Source organism: Pectinatus brassicae (assembly GCF_014201835.1).
In the GTDB taxonomy this organism is placed as follows: domain Bacteria; phylum Bacillota; class Negativicutes; order Selenomonadales; family Selenomonadaceae; genus Pectinatus; species Pectinatus brassicae.
In genome coordinates this window covers 81,146-101,208 of the sequence record NZ_JACHFH010000005.1, presented here as the reverse complement: position 1 = coordinate 101,208, position 20,063 = coordinate 81,146, and the positions used below count along the sequence as shown (strand labels likewise).

Sequence of the window (20,063 nt, the reverse complement as noted above, 5' to 3'; positions counted from 1 at the left end):
AAAGTAAAAATAAGAGACAAACAAATACCACAGGGCAGAATATTAAACGCTGTAATCTCACAAACGCCTGATGGTAAATACTTTGTATCTCTATGCTGCACCGAAGTAGAAAAACCTGTTTTTAAGCGAACTGACAACTATGTCGGTATTGACCTTGGCTTAAAAGAATTTGCAATTACATCCGATGGCGACAAATATCCCCATCATAAATACCTCAAACAGTCACTGGAAAAACTTGTCAAACTGCAAAGACGCTTGTCCCGAAAAACAAAGGGCAGCGCAAACAAAAATAAAGCAAGAATCAAAGTGGCGCGCCTACAGGCACGTATTGCAAATCAGCGAAAAGATATGCTGCATAAACTCTCGCTCAAACTTATAGAAAACTATGATGTTATCTGCTTAGAAGATTTACAAGTAAATAACATGCTGAAAAACCACAAACTTGCCCAAAGCATTATAGATGCCAGTTGGTCAGAATTTACTCGCCAGCTAAAATATAAAGCTCAGTGGTATGGCAAAGAAATAATGCAAATAGATAAATTCTATCCATCAAGTCAGATTTGTCATAATTGTGGTTATCAAAACAAAGAAGTTAAAGACCTTACTATAAGACAATGGGAATGTCCTGAATGCAAAGCACATCACGACAGAGATATAAATGCCGCCATAAACATTCGCAATGAAGGATTAAGAATTTTAAACACAGCAGTGTAATAACATATATAAGAACCGTAGGAACTACGGGGATAGCCTGTGGAGATAATGTAAGACGTGACTTTTGCGCAACTATCTGTGAAGCAGGAACCCCGCGACTTTAGTCGTGGGAGGTTCAGTATCAATGACTTTTTGCAAAAAAATAATATTGAAATCATCAGTTATAATTAGGCATATTACCCGCCATAATATGTATTTTACTTAATAATGATAAAATTTTAATATCACTATAATCTTAGATTATCCCTGTCATTTAAAACTTATGTCCTCTACTTATAAATAAAAGTAGGACTTCTTTATTATCTATAGTATAATAATATTTAAGAAGTATTTTTTTACTATTAACAAATAAAAAGGAGCATCTATAATGGACATCAAAATCATTGGGCCCAATTTAATGGCACGTTTAAACATATATAAAGATAATATTTTGTTGCCGTTTAAATTCGATTTAAGCGACATTCAAATGAGTTATACAGAAGCAGACATGGATACCGAAAACAACCAGCCAGAAATAAGCGTTATAAAAACAGCTAGTAAAATTATCCGCGTTGAATGTCATCAGAATAACGATATCAAATTTCAAATTATAAAACTTGATACAATTTCTTCCATTAATTATCAGAGTACACTTTTAGCGCCCGACAATAAAATGACCGTTAATAAATTAACACTGTATTATAATAATTTATCCTGTGATTTCCCTCAGCCGGCAAAAAAACAATTCAGCCGTCTAGAACTGAACTGCTATGAAAAATTTGTAAACAATTTAATCCATTCACTATGAATATTCTTTCTAGTCAATATATATTTAAAGGCATCACTTTTCAGTGATGCCTTTAAATATGCTATGATTACATTATTTGTACTGCTTACGCAAAAGTTGAAGTTTTATCACTATAATATACGTATCTATTCTTTCCAGTATTTTTAGCATTATACATTGAAATATCTGCTTTTTTCATTAATTTCATTGCATCCTTCCCATGATAAGGATACATAGCTATTCCCATGCTAACACTAACATTTATTGTATTTTTTCTTATCCTATATGCTTTTCCAATATTACTAATTATGCGCTGGGCTATTTTATCAAGATTTTTTTGCTCTTTAAATACAACTATTATAATTTTACTGACAATTGCTGAGCCTGTTCTTTACTCGTAACCATACCCAGATATTCCATGCCATACATCGATGCATATCTGCTCATCGTATAGCTTCCAGCTTCAAGCTGCTCCTGTTTTGGTGACGCTCCTTGAAAAACAAAACACAACTTTTTACCATCAAAAACTCCCCGCGAAAGTTCTCCATAGGAGCGATCCAATAAATTTCTCACTGCCCCGCACATATTATGCCAGTAAAACGGGGAACCAATTACGATAACATCAGCTTTTTTCATGGCCTCTATAATTTCCATAAACTGATCATCAGAATAATCCTGACCATAGGAATAAATCTTATAATCCACTAAATAAAGTGTTGTAAAAGCTTTCCCTGACAACATAGTCTCAGCTAATTTGACAGTAGTACCATTTTTATTAGGACTTCCACTTATAAATAAAATGCTCATTGTTACGCCTCCTTTACTATATTATTCGCTTTTCCTATAAATTTCCCTATCTGTTTTGTTGAAAAATATCTACTAATCAACTGTTCCTATAAATAACTCCCCTTAATGCACTATAGTGATAGTATTCATGACATACAAAAAATGGCAGTGTTAATTCTGCCATTTTTTTGCGCTTTTTTATAAAAGCTCTATATTTATATTTTTACTAATATTATCAACTTTATTTATATCGACAAATCCACTTTCCGCTTCAAGTACATTAGCTGTTCCACAAGCTGCTGCCAATGAAATAATTTCTTCTATTGACAAATTTTTATCTAATCCTATTGCCAATCCTGCAACATATGCATCGCCGGAACCTACTGCATTAACAGCTTCCAACACTGGCGGCTGAACATGGTAAAATTTATCATTATATGCAATAACTGCACCTTTTTTACCTAGTGATATTGTTGGCATCATAATACCTTTTTTTATGAAAGTTTTTAATTCGCCTACCACATCTTCTATAGTTTCAATTTTTCTGCCAGTAAAACTTTCAATTTCATCTTTATTTGGCTTAATAAAAAACGGCCTTGCTAAAAGTGATTTTTCAAATGCTTCTCCACTCGTATCCAATAAAAATCTTTTACCAGCATCATTTGCCAGCTCTATAAGTAATTGATAAAAATCGCTGCCGAGATTCTGCGGTAAACTACCCGATGCCACTACTAAAGAAACTTCTTTTAATAATTCTTTGTATTGCTGAATAAAGGCATTTCGTTCTTCCAGTTTTATTATTGGACCTGGTTCTAATATTTCTGTTTGTTTTCCATCTATAGTGGCAATATTCAGGCAAGAACGTGTTTCTCCTTCAATATGTATGCATTTATTGATAATTTGTTGTTTCTCCAATTTTCCCCTAATAAATGCTCCAATATGTCCCCCTAAAAAACCCGTTACAATGCACTTTCCGCCAAGAATACTGATAACATTCGCTACATGAGTACCTTTTCCGCCAGCGGTATTCTGTACTTTATTTGTACGCATTACCTGACCATATTCTAATGTATCAACGTTATAAATTTTATCTAATGACGGATTTAGATTAACAACAAGTATCATCAATATTCTCCTTTGATTTAATAACGATTTTCACTGCCGCAAACTTTAATCTTATGTTCAACTATTTTTTCCATGGCTAATTTTCCTGGTGTCATATATTTACGTGGATCATTCGCATCAGGATTTTCCAAAAAATAACTTTTTACAGCATCAGAAAATGGTATTTTTAAATCAGTAGCAACATTAACCTTGCAAATTCCCAGTGAAATTGTTCTCTTTACAAATTCGTCAGGAACATCAGATGCACCGTGCAGTACTAATGGAATATCTATTTCAGACCGAATCTGCTGTAACCTGTCAAAATCAAGCTTAGGAGTTCCCTTATAAAGACCATGTGCCGTTCCAATAGCAACAGCCAAAGAATCAATCCCGGTTTTTTCTACAAATTCTACTGCTGCTTCCGGATCTGTATATGCACTGTCATTTTCATCAACAATAAGATCATCTTCCTGTCCGACAAGCTTGCCTAATTCAGCTTCAACAGTTGTATCATATTTATGGGCATATGCAACTATTTCTTTTACTATTTCAATATTTTCCTCAAACGGTTTTTTTGACGCATCTATCATGACTGACCTAAAGCCAGCATCTATTGACCTTTCAATATCATTAATTTCTTCATGATGATCCAGATGAATAGCCAAAGGAATATCAGTTTGTCTAGCTGCTGCCTGTGCCATCGCCACTATATAATCTCTATCGGCATATTCAACTGTAGACGGTGTTGCCGCAATAATTAAAGGAGACCGAAGTTTTCTGGCAACATCCACCACTACCTGCATTGTTTCCATATTATGAATATTAAATGCTGGAACTGCATAATTATTTTTTTGCGCAGTTAAAAGCATTTCCCTTGTTGATAAAATTGTATGCATTTTTTAACCTCCATAGTCATAAGGCAACAACATATTACTTATATTATTGCCTTATATTGTATTAAAAATTAGTGAGCAGATACTGTTGTATCGCTTTCAGTATTTTTTTCAGAATTTAATTCAGCAACTTGTTTTTTATGCCAAATCCATGTACAAATCACACAGAATATATATATACCGCCAACAATGAGTAACCCCATCATATTGGTATTATGCATAATTTGCGTTAATATATAAGTAACTGGGCTGCCACCTTGATCTAATGAGCCTACTTGTGATATACCTGCTTTTAATTGTCCGGCATTTGCTGCTAATGTTGTTTGCAAACCAATCATTTGATTGGCAATAAAAAGGGTCATAAACATTACAACAGAGCCTGTTATAAGTGTTCTGAACAGATTGCCATTATGAACACCTACCGCCATTGCAATAAAGAACCCTATTGTCGGCAAATCCCCAAACGGTAATATCTGATTGCCCGGTACTATAGCTGCAATAAAAATTGTAACTGGAATAAATAATAATGATGCCGCTACTACAGCTGGATCACCTAACAATAAAGCACAATCCAAGCCTATATAAAATGTGGAATTTTTAAAATGTTTCTGCAGTGCGCTTTTTGCTTTTTCTGATACAGGCATAAGACCAGCCATAATATGTTTTACAACCTGTGGCATAAGAATAATAACTGCTGCCATTTGAATGCCAAGTGTAAGAATACCACGCAAATCATAGCCAGCTAATATCCCTATTATTATCCCCATTATTCCGCCCATTATGGATGGATCACCAACTGCTCCAAATTTTTGGAAATGTTCTAAATTGATGTCAATATTACGAATAACTGGTATACGATCAAGAATCCAATTAATAGGAACTGAAATAGGTGCAAACCATCCTGTTGTACCATGCGGCATAGCAATGCCTTCAAGTCCAAAGTATTTTTCAGTTACTGGTGCAAACCAATCACCAATTTTATAAGCATACGCTGCATGCAATGCTACCCCGACAATACCGAGAATATAGCTTCCTGTAGCAATATTTATTATTGCTCCGGTAAATGCAAAATGCCAAATGTTCCAAATATCAATATTAACTACTCGTGTCATTCGCAAGGTCAACATAACAATATTTACTATAATTGCTACTGGAATAGCTACCAGTGCTATATTACTTGCCCAAGTCATTGGTGCTGAACCCGGCCAGCCGATATCAATTATATTCATAGATATACCAAAATTAGCTGACATTGCTTTGGCAGCCGGCGCCAAATTATTAAGCATAAGCCCGATTACAAGACCAATACCAATAAAACCAATACCAATAGATATACCTGATTTTAATGCTTTTCCTATAGATTGTCCTAATGCTAAAGCTACAATAAATATAACAATCGGCAGCATAACCGCTGCACCAAGATCAACAAAATATTGTACACAAGCTAATATAATATCCATAAAAACTTCCTCCTATTTTATATTTTATCCCTGTAAAACTGAAAGAATTGCCTGCTCTGTTTTCTCCACATTTAAGCCGCTTAAAAATGGCATTCCATTTACGTACGGCTTGCCAAAATCTTTTTTTATACGCATAGTTGTAACTATAAGGTCAACCCCCTCTAAATTCCCTTCAATTTCAGTCATGCGAATCTGCAATATTTCTACTGGAATATTATTTTTTTGGCAAAGTTCTTTAATTGCTGTTGCTGCAACTGTAGATGTTGCAACAGCTCCTCCGCAGGCTACAATAATTTTTTTCATAATAAATCTCCCTCTTTCTTAAGATATTAATAAACTAAATTCTTTTATATCGCCTCAGTAATATATTTGTGAAACTCTTCTGCACTACTTACTATTGCTAATTTTTTTATAAGCTCATTATTTTGAAAAATCTTAAAAAGTTTTTGCAGCATCGATAAATGTTCATTATTTTCTTTTAATGCCAGCATAAAAACAATTGATACTGCTACTTCATTATCCGCATCTTCCATCGTATGAAAAATAATCGGTTCTTTAAGACTCAAAACAGCAATTCCATCTTTTAGTACATTATTTTCAGGAGATGCATGTGGAATCGCTACACCTAATGATTCTAGTACAATCCCTGTGGGAAAGTTTTTTTCCCGTTCTACAACAGTCTTTGTGTACTCTGGCTTAATATATTTTTCTTCTATAAATTTATCCCCTAAAATTTTTATGGCCTCAACATCATTTTTTGGCTTTGCCTCAAAAAAAATAAGTTTTTTATTTAATAAACTATTTAAATCCATTGTTGTCACTCCTTGTCGAACTGTTTCTTAAGATTTTTTACAAATGATTCATAGGATGCTTCATGAAGTATCTCCTTCACTCCATTATTTTTTACAAGATAATTAAATAATTTCAGGAATATAGGTTCCCAAAGTTTAAACTGTACTTTGGCTATATTTATTAAAAAAACAAGTTGAACCGGCTGTTCATCCCATATAATTGTTTCTTTCAAAAGAAGCACCGCAATTGACGATATCTCTGAATCACTATAAATTGGATGAGGTATTGCAACTAAATTACCTATTTCTGTAGCTGAGGTTTTTTCCCGTTCAAATACCGATTGTTTTGTTAAATCATTCATAAGATTTTTTTGTTTTAATTCTTCAGTTAAAAATTCAATTATTTCCTCTTTAGTTTGAAATCCCATATCATTATAAAAACAGTCTTTACGAAAAAATGTTTCAATTTCAGTGCTTATACTATTATCAGTAATAAAAAATCGTTTTTCTAAGCAATGTATTTCTTCATTGTTCAGTAAATTCTTAATTTGAATTATCTTATCTGAGTTTATATGATTTATCGGAACAGTAGTAACTACAATATCAATATCATCCAGCATATCAGCTGTAAGCTGATAACCTGGCACTGTACCGACAATAACAATACGCTTTTCAAAATATTCTTCCATTCTGCTTTTAATAAGCACTGTTGTTCCCATCCCACTGGCACAAACAATCAAAATTCTCTTTATACAGGCATCATTTTTTATATCCAGCCTATTCAATGCTGCACCAAAATGAATTGCTATATACCCTATCTCATTTTCATTAATAACTACATTTTCATTTTCTTCTAAAAATTCACTAGCTATCACAGCTATTTGAAAAGCTAATGGATATTCTGATTTTATTACATCCAGTACATCATTTCGTATATTCATTTTAAATTTCATACGAGGAATTGCTGTTTTGAGATGCAATGATAACCATTGCAGTAATGTCTTATCCTGCGAAAAATCAATATTTACTTTTTCATTAATTATGGCGATAATTTTTTTAACTGTATTATTCATTCGTTCTATAGCTGAATCATCGACGTCCATATATTTTTTGCTAACCATAAGATGCTGTGTTAAATAATATATTTCACTTGTTGCTACATCCACATTAGTTTCACGATAAATTTCCTCAAATATTGATGATGCTATCTCAAATTCAGTTGTTTTTTCCATAATTTTTGACTGGCTTAGCGGATAAGTAATATAATTTTCCTGACCAGTACGCTTCATTGCTATTGCTATATGTATTAACAAGTTTTGTACTGCTATATCTGTTAAATGAAATTCAAATGCATTAATTACCCGAAAAATTATTTGCTGTACTAATTTAAGATCAATACCTTTAAATATTTTGTCATGTAATTCAGCCGTAGTATTTTGTGAATATTCTTTTATCTCAGAAAAATACTCAGATATAAAATAACGTATTTTCATTTCATTACCGGAAATCTTCATACCATTATTTTTATATGTTACAAGTTCCAATTCATATTTTTCTAATTTTTTTGCAACTTCTTTTAATGTTATTTTTAATGTAGATAAACTAATATAAAGCTCATCAGCTAAATCCTGCTGGGTAAAAAATTTGTTTTTTAACGCATTGTCAATAATTCGTTTTATAATATAGTTAATTCGATCATCCAAGGAATCTATATGGGATGCCGCTGTTTCCTGTAAAAAATCCAAAAATCTTGCTTGATTCTTTATCTCCAGAATATAACCAAAACGTGTTCCTGAACTTATTTCAGCACCATGTCTTTCTAAAATAAGTATTACATTTTTTATGTCTGTTCGAATCGTACGTGATGATACACCTATATATTTAGAAAGCTCTTCTCCTGTTAATCCATTCTTATGTTTTTGCAGTAATTTAACAATTTTTTCCTGCCTGTTGCTTAACATCCATATCCTCCTTCCTGCTATAAAATCAGTATAACAAAGTTCATTTTTCTTACATAGATTATTAATTTCCTATAACCGAGGAAAAATTCTACAGATGCATAAACAATTTCCTAAATAAATTAACAGTATAGTTTGTCTTTAATTATCTTTGCCCATAACATACATGACTTTAATTGCTTTTTCCTCTTTATTTAACAATATTTCAAATGCTTTATAACCTGCTGATAATGGTAGTGTATGAGTAATAAGTTCGTCAACCTTCACTTTGCCAGATTGAAGGTATTCTACAGCACCAATCCATTCTGAACCAGGGAAAGGAGCTGAATAACTCATCCATGAACCTGTAATATTTAATTCCCCCCGCAATATTAATTCAAATGTTTTTGCTGGAAATACAACATCCCTTGGTGCCGTTCCTATATACACAATATTCCCTGTCTTTTTTACTAATTCGGGCATTTGTGCCTGTAATATATTTACTCCGGCAGTTTCAAATGCATAGTCAACTTTTCCTATTTCAGAAAAATATTGCAGTACATCTATTTTACTTGAATTTAATGCTTCATATGCACCTAATTTTTTTGCCAAATCAAGCTTGGCCTGATCAATGTCAATAATATATACATGTTCCAGTCCTTTTGCTAATAAGCACTGCATTGTAAGCAGGCCTATTGTTCCCGCCCCATAAACAATAGCCGTACTGCCGCTTTTAAGCTGCCCAACCCGCTCTATTCCATGGATTGCCACTGTTAATGGTTCTATACAAGCAGCTTGTTCATAAGTAATATTATCGGCAATTGGAACAATATTTTCTGCTGGAACTGCAACATACTGGGCCATTGCCCCTCCCTGACGAGAACCAATAAATGAATATTGGGTACACATTGCTGGTCTGCCAGTAGCACAATTTTCACAATGACCACAAGGAATCAATGGTGCGGCTGTCACTCGCTGTCCAACTGCAATATTTTTTATGGTTGTTCCCACCTTTACAATTTCACCAGAAAATTCATGCCCAATAATAATTGGATAAGAATGCACTCCACCGTCCTTTGCCCTTGGTATATCTGAACCACAAATTCCACATGCATGTACTTTTACTAATACTTCATTATCCTTGATTACAGGAATGGGAACATTTTTATAATTTAAATTTTTTTCCCCTTCTACTACCAGTGCTTTCATATCTTCCATTTTTTTACCTCTTTTATCAGATAATTTTTACAATTCAAGTATAGCAAAAAGCCTCTTTCCACCATAGTTCAAGGATTTCCTTATACTGCGGAAATTTTTAATAGCAGATTTCTCTACTTTTCTATCTTTATATTGTTTTATAAATTTCATTAAATAGAAAAACATGATAGAATAGCTATATTGTCTTTAAGTCTCATCATAAAATTCATAAAATACCGGCAATATATTTATATATAGGAGCGATATTCTAGTGATTATAAAACCCGAGCAATATATTTTAGATCAGCTAACTGCTACTGAAAAAAAAGTTATCAATTATATCAATGAACATGATACCGAGCTTAGTAATATGTCAATTGTTGATATAGCATTTAATACTTTTACTTCACCAGCCACAGTATCACGCGCCATTAGAAAATGCGGCATAAATGGTTTCAATGAATTACGCTATCGTTTAATGCGCCCCAATGAAAATAAAAATATCGTCAGTGTTAATGAGATTATGAACAAATCTCTTATTGAAGCTGCCCAAACAATTGAACGTATTTCCATAAAAAATTTATTGGATATTATAAATACAATTATTGAATATAAAAACACTAAAATATATGTATTTTCCCGTGGTCCCACGGCAATGGTTGCCGAAGAATTTTGTTTTAAATTGGAATTACTCGATTACAATGTAACTCACACTGATGATCCTAAAATAATCGAACAAATTGCTAAAAATGCTGACAAAAACAACTTATTTATAATTTTCTCATTTAATGGTCAGACTAAAGAATTAGTTACTGCTGCCAAATATATAGATAATATAAATGCCAAATTAATTGTCTGCTGCTGTTCTGATAGAAGTATTTTATTAAAATACGCTACCTATTATTTAATTGCTTACAAAAGCAGTAAAATTGCTATTAAAGAATTTGAAGTTACTTCAAGAATTCCACTTTTTATCCTTTCACGCATAATCATCGATTACTTGGTTGAACAAAAGTCATGCCTTTAAAAAATTATATAATTTATCTATTTGAAAATCTTTTCAGTAATTTTAGAAAAGATTTTCTTTTTATTTTATGTCATTATATATTCCGAAGAGAATAATTAAATTCTTAGGAGGAATCATAAAATGAATAAACTATTATCCACAAAACAAATGCTGCTCGAAGCACAAAAAAACCGCTATGCTGTTCCTGCTTTTAATATTCACAATATGGAAACACTACAGGTAGTTGTAAATACCGCTGCAAAAATGCATTCCCCACTTATCATTGCAGCAACACCTTCAACTGTTGCCTATGCCGATCCAGCCTATTTAGTCGCTATGGCCCAAGCAGCTGCGCAGCAAAACAATATCCCCATTGCTCTGCATTTAGATCATCATGAAGACCCTTCTGTTATTGAGAAAGATATTGATACTGGCTTTAGCTCCTGTATGATCGATGCATCAAAATTACCTTTCGAAGAAAATATTGCCAAAGTAAAAACAGTCGTGGCATATGCTCATAAATATGATGTCACGGTGGAAGCCGAGCTAGGTAAGCTGGTCGGTAAAGAAGATGATATCGAAGTTGCTGATACTGATGCCATATATACCGATCCAGATGATGCCGTTGAATTTATTAAACAGACCAATATTGATTCGTTAGCAGTCGCCATCGGCACTGCCCATGGATTATATAAAGGAAAGCCTCACTTAGATTTCGACCGTTTACAAGCACTGCGAAAACAAATTGATATTCCGCTAGTATTACATGGTGCTTCCGATGTGCCAGATGATATGGTACAAAAAACAATTGAATTAGGCATTACCAAAGTTAATATAGCTACTGACTTGAAAATACCATTTTCTGCTGCTGTTAAGGACTTTTTCCAAAACAATCCAACTGCCAGTGATCCTCGTAAATATATGACGCCCGGAAAAGAAGCCATGCAGAAAATCGTTGAACACAAAATTAATGTTTGTAAAAGCGCAAACAGATACTAACGCAGGGAGTTAACAAATGATTTATACATTAACCATGAATCCTGCTATTGATTTTAATATCACTGGTAAAAATATAAAAAAAAATTTTGTAAATCGAACATGGGATCCAGTTTATACCCCTAATGGCAAGGGTGTAAATGTATCACTAGTATTAAAACATTTTAATCGTGATTCGGTCGTCATGGGTTTTTTTGGGGGATTCAGCGGAAAATATATTATAGATGAATTAAAAAAATCTAATATATTGGTCTCCCCTGTCTGGGTTGATGATATAACAAGAATTAATATATTTTTAAATGATGGTGCAGACGAATATAAATTTGTCAATAAAGGCGCTTTTGTTTCCCAGAACAAGCAAAAAAAATTATTGCAAAATTTACAAAATCTTACAGACTGTGAATATTTATCAATTAGTGGCAGCCTGCCCCTAGGCATCGAGGAAAATTTTTACGACAAAATTGCTAACATATGCAGCCAAAAAAACATAAAATTAATTTTAGATATAAGTTCCCCTAAATTAAAGGATTTGCTAAAATACAAACCATTTTTAATAAAACCTAATGATGACGAAATAAAAACAATCTTTAATTATGATATAACTTCTGATGAAACGGCAATCATAGTTTTGAACAAATTAGTACAAGCTGGCGCCCAAAACATACTGCTTACTCTCGGCGAAAAAGGTGCTTATTTTACAGATGGTACTACTGTTTATTTTTCAAGTACACAAAAAATAAAACTGCTCAGCTCAGCTTGTGCTGGAGATTCAGCTCTAGCTGCTTTCCTAAGTGAATTTTTATATGGTAAAAATATAGAAAATGCTTTAAAAAAGTCTGCCGCTACAGGGGCTAATGTCGCCGAAAGCAATGCTATCGGAACTTTAGATAAAGTGGCAATCTATAGTAAAAATATTAACGTTATAAAGAAAGGACTTATAACAATATGAATAAATTATTAGGTGTTACAGGCTGTCCTACAGGCATCGCCCATACTTTTATGGCTGCTGAGGCATTACAGCAGGCTGCCGCCGCTAATAATGCACAAATCAAAGTAGAAACCAATGGTGCTGTTGGTGTTGAAAATGAACTCACAGCCAAAGATATTGCTGAAGCTGACTGTATAATAGTTGCCTGTGATAAAAATGTTGATATGGACAGATTCAACGGTAAACCTGTCATTGAAGTACCTGTTGCTGATGGTATCTCTAAAGCTGATGCCTTAATAAAAAAGGCTATTTCCGGTACTGTTCCCATTCGCGGTGGACAAGAAAAAGGCTTTCTTGAAATATCAGATGATAATTTTAATGGAAAACCATCGATTGGTCACGAAATTTATAAGCATCTTATGGCCGGCGTATCCAATATGATTCCCTTTGTTGTCGCGGGTGGAGTATTAGTTGCAATTTCTTTTTTATGGGGGATTTATTCCTTTGACCCTAATTCTGAACAATATAATGCTACCGCCGCAATGTTTAAAGCTGTCGGTGGTGCCTCTATGGGTTTAATGGTTCCCATTTTAACTGCATATATTGCTAACTCGATTGCTAATCGACCGGGGCTTGTTGCCGGCTTTGTTGCCGGAACTATCGCTTTATCGACTGGATCTGGCTTTATCGGAGGAATACTAGGCGGATTTATGGCCGGCTATTTTGCCAAATGGATGGTAAAAATACTGTCTGGCCTGCCCAAACAATTTGAAGGCTTAAAATCTATCTTTCTTATTCCCTTAGTTACAGTTGCTGTAATCGGAATAATTATGACTCTTTTGGGAAGTCCTGTATCTGCTATAAATAAATTTATGATGGATTTTTTAGCAAATTTACAAAATTCCAATCCAATCTTTTTAGGTATTGTTATTGGCTGCATGAGTGCATTTGATATGGGTGGTCCAGTAAATAAGGCTGCTTACGTTACAGGTACATTATTACTTGGTGAAGGTAATTTTTATTTTATGGCTGGTGTTTCTGCTGCCTGTATAACTCCTCCTTTAGTAATAGCTATAGCTGCTACTATCTTCCCTAATAAATTCACTAAAGATGAACGTGCTGCTGGTTTTGTAAATTACATTTTAGGCTGTACCCATATTACCGAAGGTGCTATTCCCTTCGCGGCAAAATCCCCATTAAAAGTATTACCAATACTAATGCTTTCATCCTCAATTTCTGCAGTACTTACATATATGATGAAAGTGCAGGTCCCCGCACCGCATGGTGGATTTTTAATATTGGCTCTAGTGGACAAACCACTTACATGGGTTGCCTGTATTTTGACAGGCTCAATTGTCGGTGCCATTATCTATGGCTTAACCAGAAGAAAACCCTTATAATAGGAGGTCTATAAATGAATCAAATATTTACTGCTAATAATATTACACTTAATTTACAGGCACACAATAAAACTTCAGCCATTAATGAAATTGTCGATCTGTTAAATAATAACAACATACTAAATGACAAAGAACAATATAAAACAGCTATTTTAAAGCGCGAATTAGAATCAACCACTGGAATTGGTTTTGGTATTGCTATACCACATGCTAAAAGTGATGCTGTTAATCAGGCTGCTGTTGCTATTGCTGTTTCGCCAGCAGGTGTTGATTTTGAAAGTGCTGATAACACTCCAGTTAAAATTATTTTTATGATAGCGGTTCCAAACGATGCTAATGATATGCACTTACAAATATTAGCCAAATTATCACGAAAATTAATTAATCCTGTTTTTCGCAATCAGCTGATTAATTCTCAAAGCGCAGAAGAACTTCTGACATATTTAACTGAAATTTAAATCCTTTAATTACTTAAGTATTCTATTTCAATGCAGAAAAAAGCCTCCTATTGTAATTTTCATCCTACAACAGAAGGCTTTTTTTATTTAAAATTTTTATATAACTTATTTATTTGATAATGAAAGCAGATATTCCCGCATTAATTTCAATGCTACTGTCGTTGACATGCCACTTAAGTCGCATGGCGGACTTAGTTCCACCATATCAGTACCTACAATATTAAGCTTGGCAACTTTCTGCATAGCAATACGCAGTTCATTAAAGGATACACCGCCGGCCTCCGGTGTACCTGTACCCGGAAATACTGCCGGATCAAGCACATCAAGGTCCACGGTAAAATATATTGGCTTATCGGCTAATTTCGCGATTACTTCGTCTAATCCCTCAAAGTCGAATTTATGGGTAAATACTTTATCTTTACCCCAAATCATCTCGGCTTTTTCACCGCTTCTAATGCCAAACTGATAAATACGGTCATTGCCGACAATATCATAGCAGCGATGCAGCACAGTTGCATGGGACAACGGTGTTCCCAAAAATTCAGCACGCAAATCGGCATGCGCATCAAAATGAATTATATGCACATCGGGATATTTTTCAGCAACAGCCTTAAAACTCCCCAACGTAACAAGATGCTCCCCACCAATCATAAATGGCAGTTTATTATCAGATAAAATGTCTTTTGTAAAATTATATATTGTATCAAGTGTTTTTTGTGTATTGCCCAACGATAATTCTAATTCGCCGCCATCAAAAACAGCTGTGTCATCTTCCAAATCTTTATCAAGATACGGACTATATGTTTCCATGTTATATGATTCACCGCGCATTGTTTTAGCGGCAAATCTTGTTCCCGGACGATATGAAGCCGTTGAATCGAACGGCGCCCCAAATATTACTATATCTGATTCGGCGTATTCTTTTTCACAGCCCAAAAAGGTTTCAATATTTCTATTCAACTTCACGGACAATTTCCTCCACATAATTAGGTAGGGCAAATGAACCAACATGCAATTTAGGATTATAATAACGCGTTTTTATATTAAGTGCTTTCCATTTTTTCCAATTGGCACCAAGTATCGGGTGATGTATTTTAGATGCAAAACCAAATAACCAATGACCGGAAGGATAAGTTGGAATATGCGCCTGATAGATACGGCTTATTGGGAACGAATCAAAAATACGTTTATGCGCTCTTTGCATTGCATAAGCATCTGCCGGATAAAACGGGCTTTCATGCTGATTTACCATTATACCTGTTTCTTTTAAGGCCTTAAAACAGTTACCGTAAAATTCCTTGGTAAATAATCCTTCACCTGGGCCAAACGGATCAGTGGAATCAACAATTATTAAATCATATTCATTTTCATGATGACGTATATATTTTAATCCATCTTCAAAATAACAATTTACCCGCGGATCATTAAGGCTGTCTGCTGTCTGCGGTATATATTTTTTACAAACCTCTGCCACTTCCTCATCAATATCTACCAAATCTATTGATTCAACGGATTTATAACGAAGTATTTCTCTGGCTGTACCACCATCACCGCCGCCAATTATCAATATTTTTTTAGCATCAGGTATTACTGCCATTGGCACATGCGTAATCATTTCATGATAAATAAATTCGTCTTTTTCAGTCAGCATTAAATAACCATCTAATGCCAAAATACGCCCAAATTCACGCGATTCAAATACATCAATTCGCTGAAATTCACTTTGACCAGAATAAAGCTGCTTATCTACTTTTATAGAAAAGTTTACATGCGGCGTATGCTTTTCAGTAAACCATAATTCCATCTATGTCGCCTCATCTCATTTTTCAACTAAAAACATTATCCCATAACATTAAGATACTGCAAATCCATATCCTCCGGCCCCGTCATTTGACAGCCCTTATCCTTGGCATAATGTATATATTCTAATATTTCTTCTGTTACCAGCTCTCCTGGTGCCAGAATTGGTATTCCCGGCGGATAGCACATAACAAATTCTGTGCAGACACGTCCCACTGCTTTATCCAGCAAAACAGCGTCTTCTTTATTGGTATAAAAAGCTTCCTGAGGGGGCAGCATAACCTTAGGGCTTATGTATTCGGCCTCGAGCATACCGCTAGAATCTTTTTTATAAATACGACGTATTTCTGCCAAGGCACTGACAAGCCGTTCAATATCGCGTGGTCTGTCACCCACGGAAACATAAGCCAGTAAATTGGCTAAATCACCAAACTCAGTCTGAATATCGTATTCATCACGCAAAATATCATAGACTTCAATTCCGGCCAGTCCAATTGAGCGCGTATAGACAGACAGCTTAGTTATATCAAAATCATATATGGAGTCATTATTTACTTTTTCACGGGAATAGGCATAATAATCGCCAATATTATTGATTTCGCCACGGGCATATTCCACCATATTTATTACATCATCGATTATTTTTTTGCCGTTCAATGCCAGATTACGCCTGGATACATCAAGGCTGGACATCAGCAGATATGACCCACTGGTAGTCTGGGTAAGATTTATTATCTGCCTAGCATAACCTTCAGATATTTTATCACTTATGAACAACATCGAGCTTTGCGTCAACGAACCACCTGATTTATGCAGACTCACAGCTGCCATATCAGCACCGGCATGCATTGCTGCTATCGGCAGACGATCGCTAAAATAGAAATGCGTGCCATGCGCTTCATCAGCTAACAACAGCATATTATTAGCATGTGCCAGTTTAACTATTTCTTTAATATTGGAACATATCCCATAATAAGTCGGGTTATTTACCAGTACTGCCTTGGCATCCGGATTTTCCCGTATAGCTTTTTTTACATCGTTGATACTCATGCCTAATGGGATGCCCAGCATTTTATCCATCTGCGGGTTTATATATACAGGTACAGCCCCGCATAAAATCATCGCATTTATAACACTGCGATGTACATTGCGCGGCAAAATTATCTTATCACCGCGTTTACAGGCGGTAAACACCATAGCCTGTACCGATGAAGTTGTACCGCCAACCATGAAAAAAGCGTGAGCTGCACCGAAGGCTTCAGCTGCCAGATTTTCCGCATCTTTTATCACTGATACCGGATGGCAAAGATTATCCAGTGGTTTCATCGAATTTACATCAACCGACATACATTTTTCGCCTAAAAAATCTGTCAATACTTTATTGCCGCGACCGCGTTTATGTCCTGGTACATCAAAGGGAACAATACGCATTTGCTTTAATCGTTCCAAGGCTTCCAAAATAGGTGCATTTTCTTGTGTAGGCTGTTTCAATGTTTTAGTATTCCCCCTTGATTTTTTTAAAATACATTTGTACCACTAAAAATCTCTATCATTTCACGTCTTAGACTATTCATTATTGACAAACGTGTCTTGGGTGGTATTTCATAAATATCCGTATTAAACAGATAATTACTTAGATCACATTCTTTAATGAGCATTTTTGTATGAAAAAGATTAGCCTGGTATATATTTATATCAATAGCATCATAATCTTCCAATGTCTTTGGATCAATAAAATCCTGAATTGATGTCAAAGCATGATCCATAAACAATTTCTTGCCGCTGACATCACGAGTAAAGCCCCGCACCCGGTAATCCATAGTAATTATATCGGAATCAAAATTACCAATCAGGTAATTTAGCGTATTAAGCGGTGTAATTTCCCCGCAGGTAGATACATCTATATCAACACGAAATGTCGCAATACAATTGTCAGGATGGTATTCCGGATAAGTATGCACTGTTACATGGCTTTTGTCCAAATGTGCCACAAACGTACTGCCATTGACCATTTCATCTTCCGTATCAACATAAGCTTCCTTTGACATATTCTTATTGGCAATGAGCATGGTTACACTGGCACCCTGCGGGTCATAATCCTGTTTAGCAATATGCAAAACTTTGGCATCAATCATTTCCGTAACATTCGTCAATATCTTTGTCAAGCGTTCTGAATTGTACTGCTCACCAATATATTTTACGTAATCTCGCTGTTCACGGGGCGTCTTAGCATAGCACACATCATAAATATTAAAACTAAGTGCCTTGGTAAGATTGTTAAAGCCGTATAATTTTAACTTTTCCTTCAATACAACGACCTCTTTTCTACAAAATAAAACTCAGATAAACTGCGCGCACTGCATCCGTTTACCTGAGTTTTAGAAATATCGTCATTGATATCCTTATATAAGCCAGAGTCTATATAGCAGAAAATTACTTTTAATACTCATATTGACCATTTCACAAGTAACACGCATATGCGCAAAATTCTCTTATAAAATGAACCTTGATTAAATTTTTAAATCTAGGTTTTATTTATTAATGCCTTAATATTAACCATCAATAAATCAACAATCAATAAAGTGATGATGTTCATCACTGTCCATTGTGTTTTGCTTTATAATAAAGCCGAAAACAATTTCTGCTAACACTGGACTCTTTATGATACATTTTAATTTCTCAATTAGCTTTATTATAAAAGAAATCTACAATAAATGCAAGAATTTATACTAATTGTTTTTATTAGTAATTAATTACCTTTTTAATGTAATATACTTCTTATTAACGCTTATTTACTACTGAATCCAAGGTTTTCCATATATCAGGTGTTTCAAATCCCTTGCGCCAGCTGGCAATCCCTGCTAAATTATATTTATTAATCAAATCTGCTTTTAATTTTAGCGAAGCGGCATCTTCCTGCCATACCCGCTTTTTTATTAAATCCATATCACGATATTCAAAATAAAATTGTCCATCTTGCTCCTGCCATTGCGGCTTGATATATTTTTCCTGCAATATTTGCTGAGCCTTTGGCATACTCAATGTTTTTGCTTCAACAATATTATTATGTTCTGACCAAATACGCATATATAGGGGAACGCCTAATACTAATTTATTATTAGGTACACCTTCTGCCAACGTATTTTTTATTCCCTGCTCCACCCAGCCAATTGATGCCACCGAACCGCTTTTTTTTGACAAACGGCCATGTTCATCATAAGCCATGAGGACAATATAATCGAGATATTTAGCTAATTCACCACGATTATAGCCTTTTGACCAATTAGCATCATTAGACGGTACTGTAACATCCATTGATAACGTCAGTTTTTCTTTATGCAGCGCATCTGACAATTCTTTTATAAAAGATGTTAAAGCATCCTTATCTTGGGCATAAATATTTTCAAAATCAAAATTATAGCCGTCAAATTTATTTTTTTGCGCATATAATATAAGTTGTTCTATAATATATTTACGGGCAGCTTCATTATGCAAAAAAGCATGTGTCAGCTCACGATCAAAATTATTAGTAATTAAAGGCCATACCTTATAGCCCTTACCTTGGCATTCTTCTATATAATCCTTGTCTATACTTTCCTGAATCATTCCATCCTTGCTTTTTATCGTCAGCCAACAGGGTGAAACTACATTTACCCCAACCAATTTCGGCTGGGTTGCTAAATTATCCTCATTGGTAAATGTTGGCTGCCATACCAAATTTACTTTTTCCCCCGTTCTTTTTTGTGCGCATGCTGTTATTGTCAGCATGCAAAAAATCATTGCCAAAATCATTATTTTTTTCATATATACACCCATTCCATTTTTAA

Annotated in this window: 21 protein-coding genes; 7 read left to right on the top strand and 14 right to left on the bottom strand. The window is 34.5% G+C overall.

Annotated features, from left to right (window positions below; genetic code table 11):
* Together HNR32_RS03155 and HNR32_RS03150 are read left to right on the top strand one after the other, a co-directional pair.
* Positions 1 to 714: RNA-guided endonuclease TnpB family protein (locus HNR32_RS03155; RefSeq protein WP_183859595.1), on the top strand; the 714-nt coding region annotated here is incomplete at its 5' end.
* Between the two features lie 367 nt (positions 715 to 1,081).
* Positions 1,082 to 1,501, top strand: coding sequence for a hypothetical protein (locus HNR32_RS03150; protein ID WP_183859593.1), 420 nt, complete (start codon positions 1,082 to 1,084; stop codon positions 1,499 to 1,501).
* A gap of 85 nt (positions 1,502 to 1,586) precedes the next feature.
* Here HNR32_RS03150 and HNR32_RS14430 read toward each other — a convergent pair whose 3' ends face one another.
* The 9 genes from HNR32_RS14430 to HNR32_RS03105 all read right to left on the bottom strand — a co-directional run bounded on the left by HNR32_RS14430 (position 1,587) and on the right by HNR32_RS03105 (position 9,669).
* Positions 1,587 to 1,838, bottom strand: coding sequence for a diguanylate cyclase domain-containing protein (locus tag HNR32_RS14430; protein WP_375782629.1), 252 nt, complete (start codon positions 1,836 to 1,838; stop codon positions 1,587 to 1,589).
* The gene (locus HNR32_RS03140) at positions 1,838 to 2,287 is read right to left on the bottom strand and encodes a flavodoxin family protein (protein WP_183859591.1); all 450 of its coding nucleotides are present in this window, start codon (positions 2,285 to 2,287) and stop codon (positions 1,838 to 1,840) included. The genes HNR32_RS14430 and HNR32_RS03140 overlap by 1 nt, the downstream gene beginning before the upstream one ends.
* Before the next feature lie 177 nt (positions 2,288 to 2,464).
* Positions 2,465 to 3,391 (bottom strand): 1-phosphofructokinase, encoded by a 927-nt coding sequence (gene pfkB, locus HNR32_RS03135; protein WP_183859589.1) that lies wholly within the window; start codon positions 3,389 to 3,391, stop codon positions 2,465 to 2,467.
* Positions 3,392 to 3,408: 17 nt separating this feature from the next.
* Complete coding sequence (locus HNR32_RS03130) at positions 3,409 to 4,266, bottom strand: tagatose bisphosphate family class II aldolase (RefSeq protein WP_183859586.1); 858 nt, start codon at positions 4,264 to 4,266, stop codon at positions 3,409 to 3,411.
* A 68-nt stretch (positions 4,267 to 4,334) separates the two neighbouring features.
* Positions 4,335 to 5,723: a PTS galactitol transporter subunit IIC gene (locus tag HNR32_RS03125; protein WP_183859584.1), complete on the bottom strand. Its 1,389-nt coding sequence runs from the start codon at positions 5,721 to 5,723 to the stop codon at positions 4,335 to 4,337.
* A gap of 24 nt (positions 5,724 to 5,747) precedes the next feature.
* Complete coding sequence (gene gatB, locus HNR32_RS03120; protein ID WP_183859582.1) at positions 5,748 to 6,026, bottom strand: PTS galactitol transporter subunit IIB; 279 nt, start codon at positions 6,024 to 6,026, stop codon at positions 5,748 to 5,750.
* Positions 6,027 to 6,070: 44 nt separating this feature from the next.
* Positions 6,071 to 6,535, bottom strand: a complete 465-nt coding sequence (locus HNR32_RS03115; protein ID WP_183859580.1) for a PTS sugar transporter subunit IIA — start codon at positions 6,533 to 6,535, stop codon at positions 6,071 to 6,073.
* Positions 6,536 to 6,540: 5 nt separating this feature from the next.
* Positions 6,541 to 8,475 carry a BglG family transcription antiterminator gene (locus HNR32_RS03110; RefSeq protein WP_183859578.1) on the bottom strand — a complete coding sequence of 645 codons (1,935 nt, stop codon included), beginning with the start codon at positions 8,473 to 8,475 and terminating at the stop codon, positions 6,541 to 6,543.
* A gap of 138 nt (positions 8,476 to 8,613) precedes the next feature.
* Complete coding sequence (locus HNR32_RS03105; protein ID WP_183859576.1) at positions 8,614 to 9,669, bottom strand: galactitol-1-phosphate 5-dehydrogenase; 1,056 nt, start codon at positions 9,667 to 9,669, stop codon at positions 8,614 to 8,616.
* Between the two features lie 250 nt (positions 9,670 to 9,919).
* Here HNR32_RS03105 and HNR32_RS03100 point away from each other — a divergent pair, with 250 nt between their 5' ends.
* The 5 genes from HNR32_RS03100 (at position 9,920) to HNR32_RS03080 (ending at position 14,436) form a co-directional block, all read left to right on the top strand.
* Positions 9,920 to 10,675 carry a MurR/RpiR family transcriptional regulator gene (locus HNR32_RS03100; protein WP_183859574.1) on the top strand — a complete coding sequence of 252 codons (756 nt, stop codon included), beginning with the start codon at positions 9,920 to 9,922 and terminating at the stop codon, positions 10,673 to 10,675.
* 120 nt (positions 10,676 to 10,795) lie between these two features.
* Positions 10,796 to 11,653 carry a tagatose bisphosphate family class II aldolase gene (locus HNR32_RS03095; protein ID WP_183859572.1) on the top strand — a complete coding sequence of 286 codons (858 nt, stop codon included), beginning with the start codon at positions 10,796 to 10,798 and terminating at the stop codon, positions 11,651 to 11,653.
* Positions 11,654 to 11,669: 16 nt separating this feature from the next.
* Entirely contained in the window at positions 11,670 to 12,599 is a 930-nt protein-coding gene (gene pfkB, locus HNR32_RS03090) for a 1-phosphofructokinase (RefSeq protein ID WP_183859570.1), read from the top strand.
* Positions 12,596 to 13,978 (top strand): PTS fructose transporter subunit IIC, encoded by a 1,383-nt coding sequence (locus tag HNR32_RS03085; protein ID WP_183859568.1) that lies wholly within the window; start codon positions 12,596 to 12,598, stop codon positions 13,976 to 13,978. Before pfkB (HNR32_RS03090) ends, HNR32_RS03085 begins: the two co-directional genes overlap by 4 nt.
* A gap of 14 nt (positions 13,979 to 13,992) precedes the next feature.
* On the top strand, positions 13,993 to 14,436 hold the full coding sequence (locus tag HNR32_RS03080) for a PTS sugar transporter subunit IIA (RefSeq protein WP_183859566.1): 444 nt from the start codon (positions 13,993 to 13,995) through the stop codon (positions 14,434 to 14,436).
* Positions 14,437 to 14,541: 105 nt separating this feature from the next.
* Here the strand turns inward: HNR32_RS03080 and speB are convergent, their stop codons facing one another.
* From speB to HNR32_RS03055, 5 genes are all read right to left on the bottom strand, one after another.
* Positions 14,542 to 15,402: an agmatinase gene (speB, locus tag HNR32_RS03075; protein WP_311636354.1), complete on the bottom strand. Its 861-nt coding sequence runs from the start codon at positions 15,400 to 15,402 to the stop codon at positions 14,542 to 14,544.
* On the bottom strand, positions 15,389 to 16,240 hold the full coding sequence (gene speE / locus HNR32_RS03070) for a polyamine aminopropyltransferase (protein WP_183859561.1): 852 nt from the start codon (positions 16,238 to 16,240) through the stop codon (positions 15,389 to 15,391). The genes speB and speE overlap by 14 nt, the downstream gene beginning before the upstream one ends.
* A gap of 35 nt (positions 16,241 to 16,275) precedes the next feature.
* Positions 16,276 to 17,727, bottom strand: a complete 1,452-nt coding sequence (locus HNR32_RS03065; protein ID WP_183859559.1) for an aminotransferase class I/II-fold pyridoxal phosphate-dependent enzyme — start codon at positions 17,725 to 17,727, stop codon at positions 16,276 to 16,278.
* Between the two features lie 26 nt (positions 17,728 to 17,753).
* Entirely contained in the window at positions 17,754 to 18,545 is a 792-nt protein-coding gene (gene speD / locus HNR32_RS03060) for an adenosylmethionine decarboxylase (protein WP_183859557.1), read from the bottom strand.
* Between the two features lie 472 nt (positions 18,546 to 19,017).
* Positions 19,018 to 20,040: a glycosyl hydrolase family 18 protein gene (locus tag HNR32_RS03055; RefSeq protein WP_183859555.1), complete on the bottom strand. Its 1,023-nt coding sequence runs from the start codon at positions 20,038 to 20,040 to the stop codon at positions 19,018 to 19,020.
* Between the last annotated feature and the right edge of the window lie 23 nt (positions 20,041 to 20,063).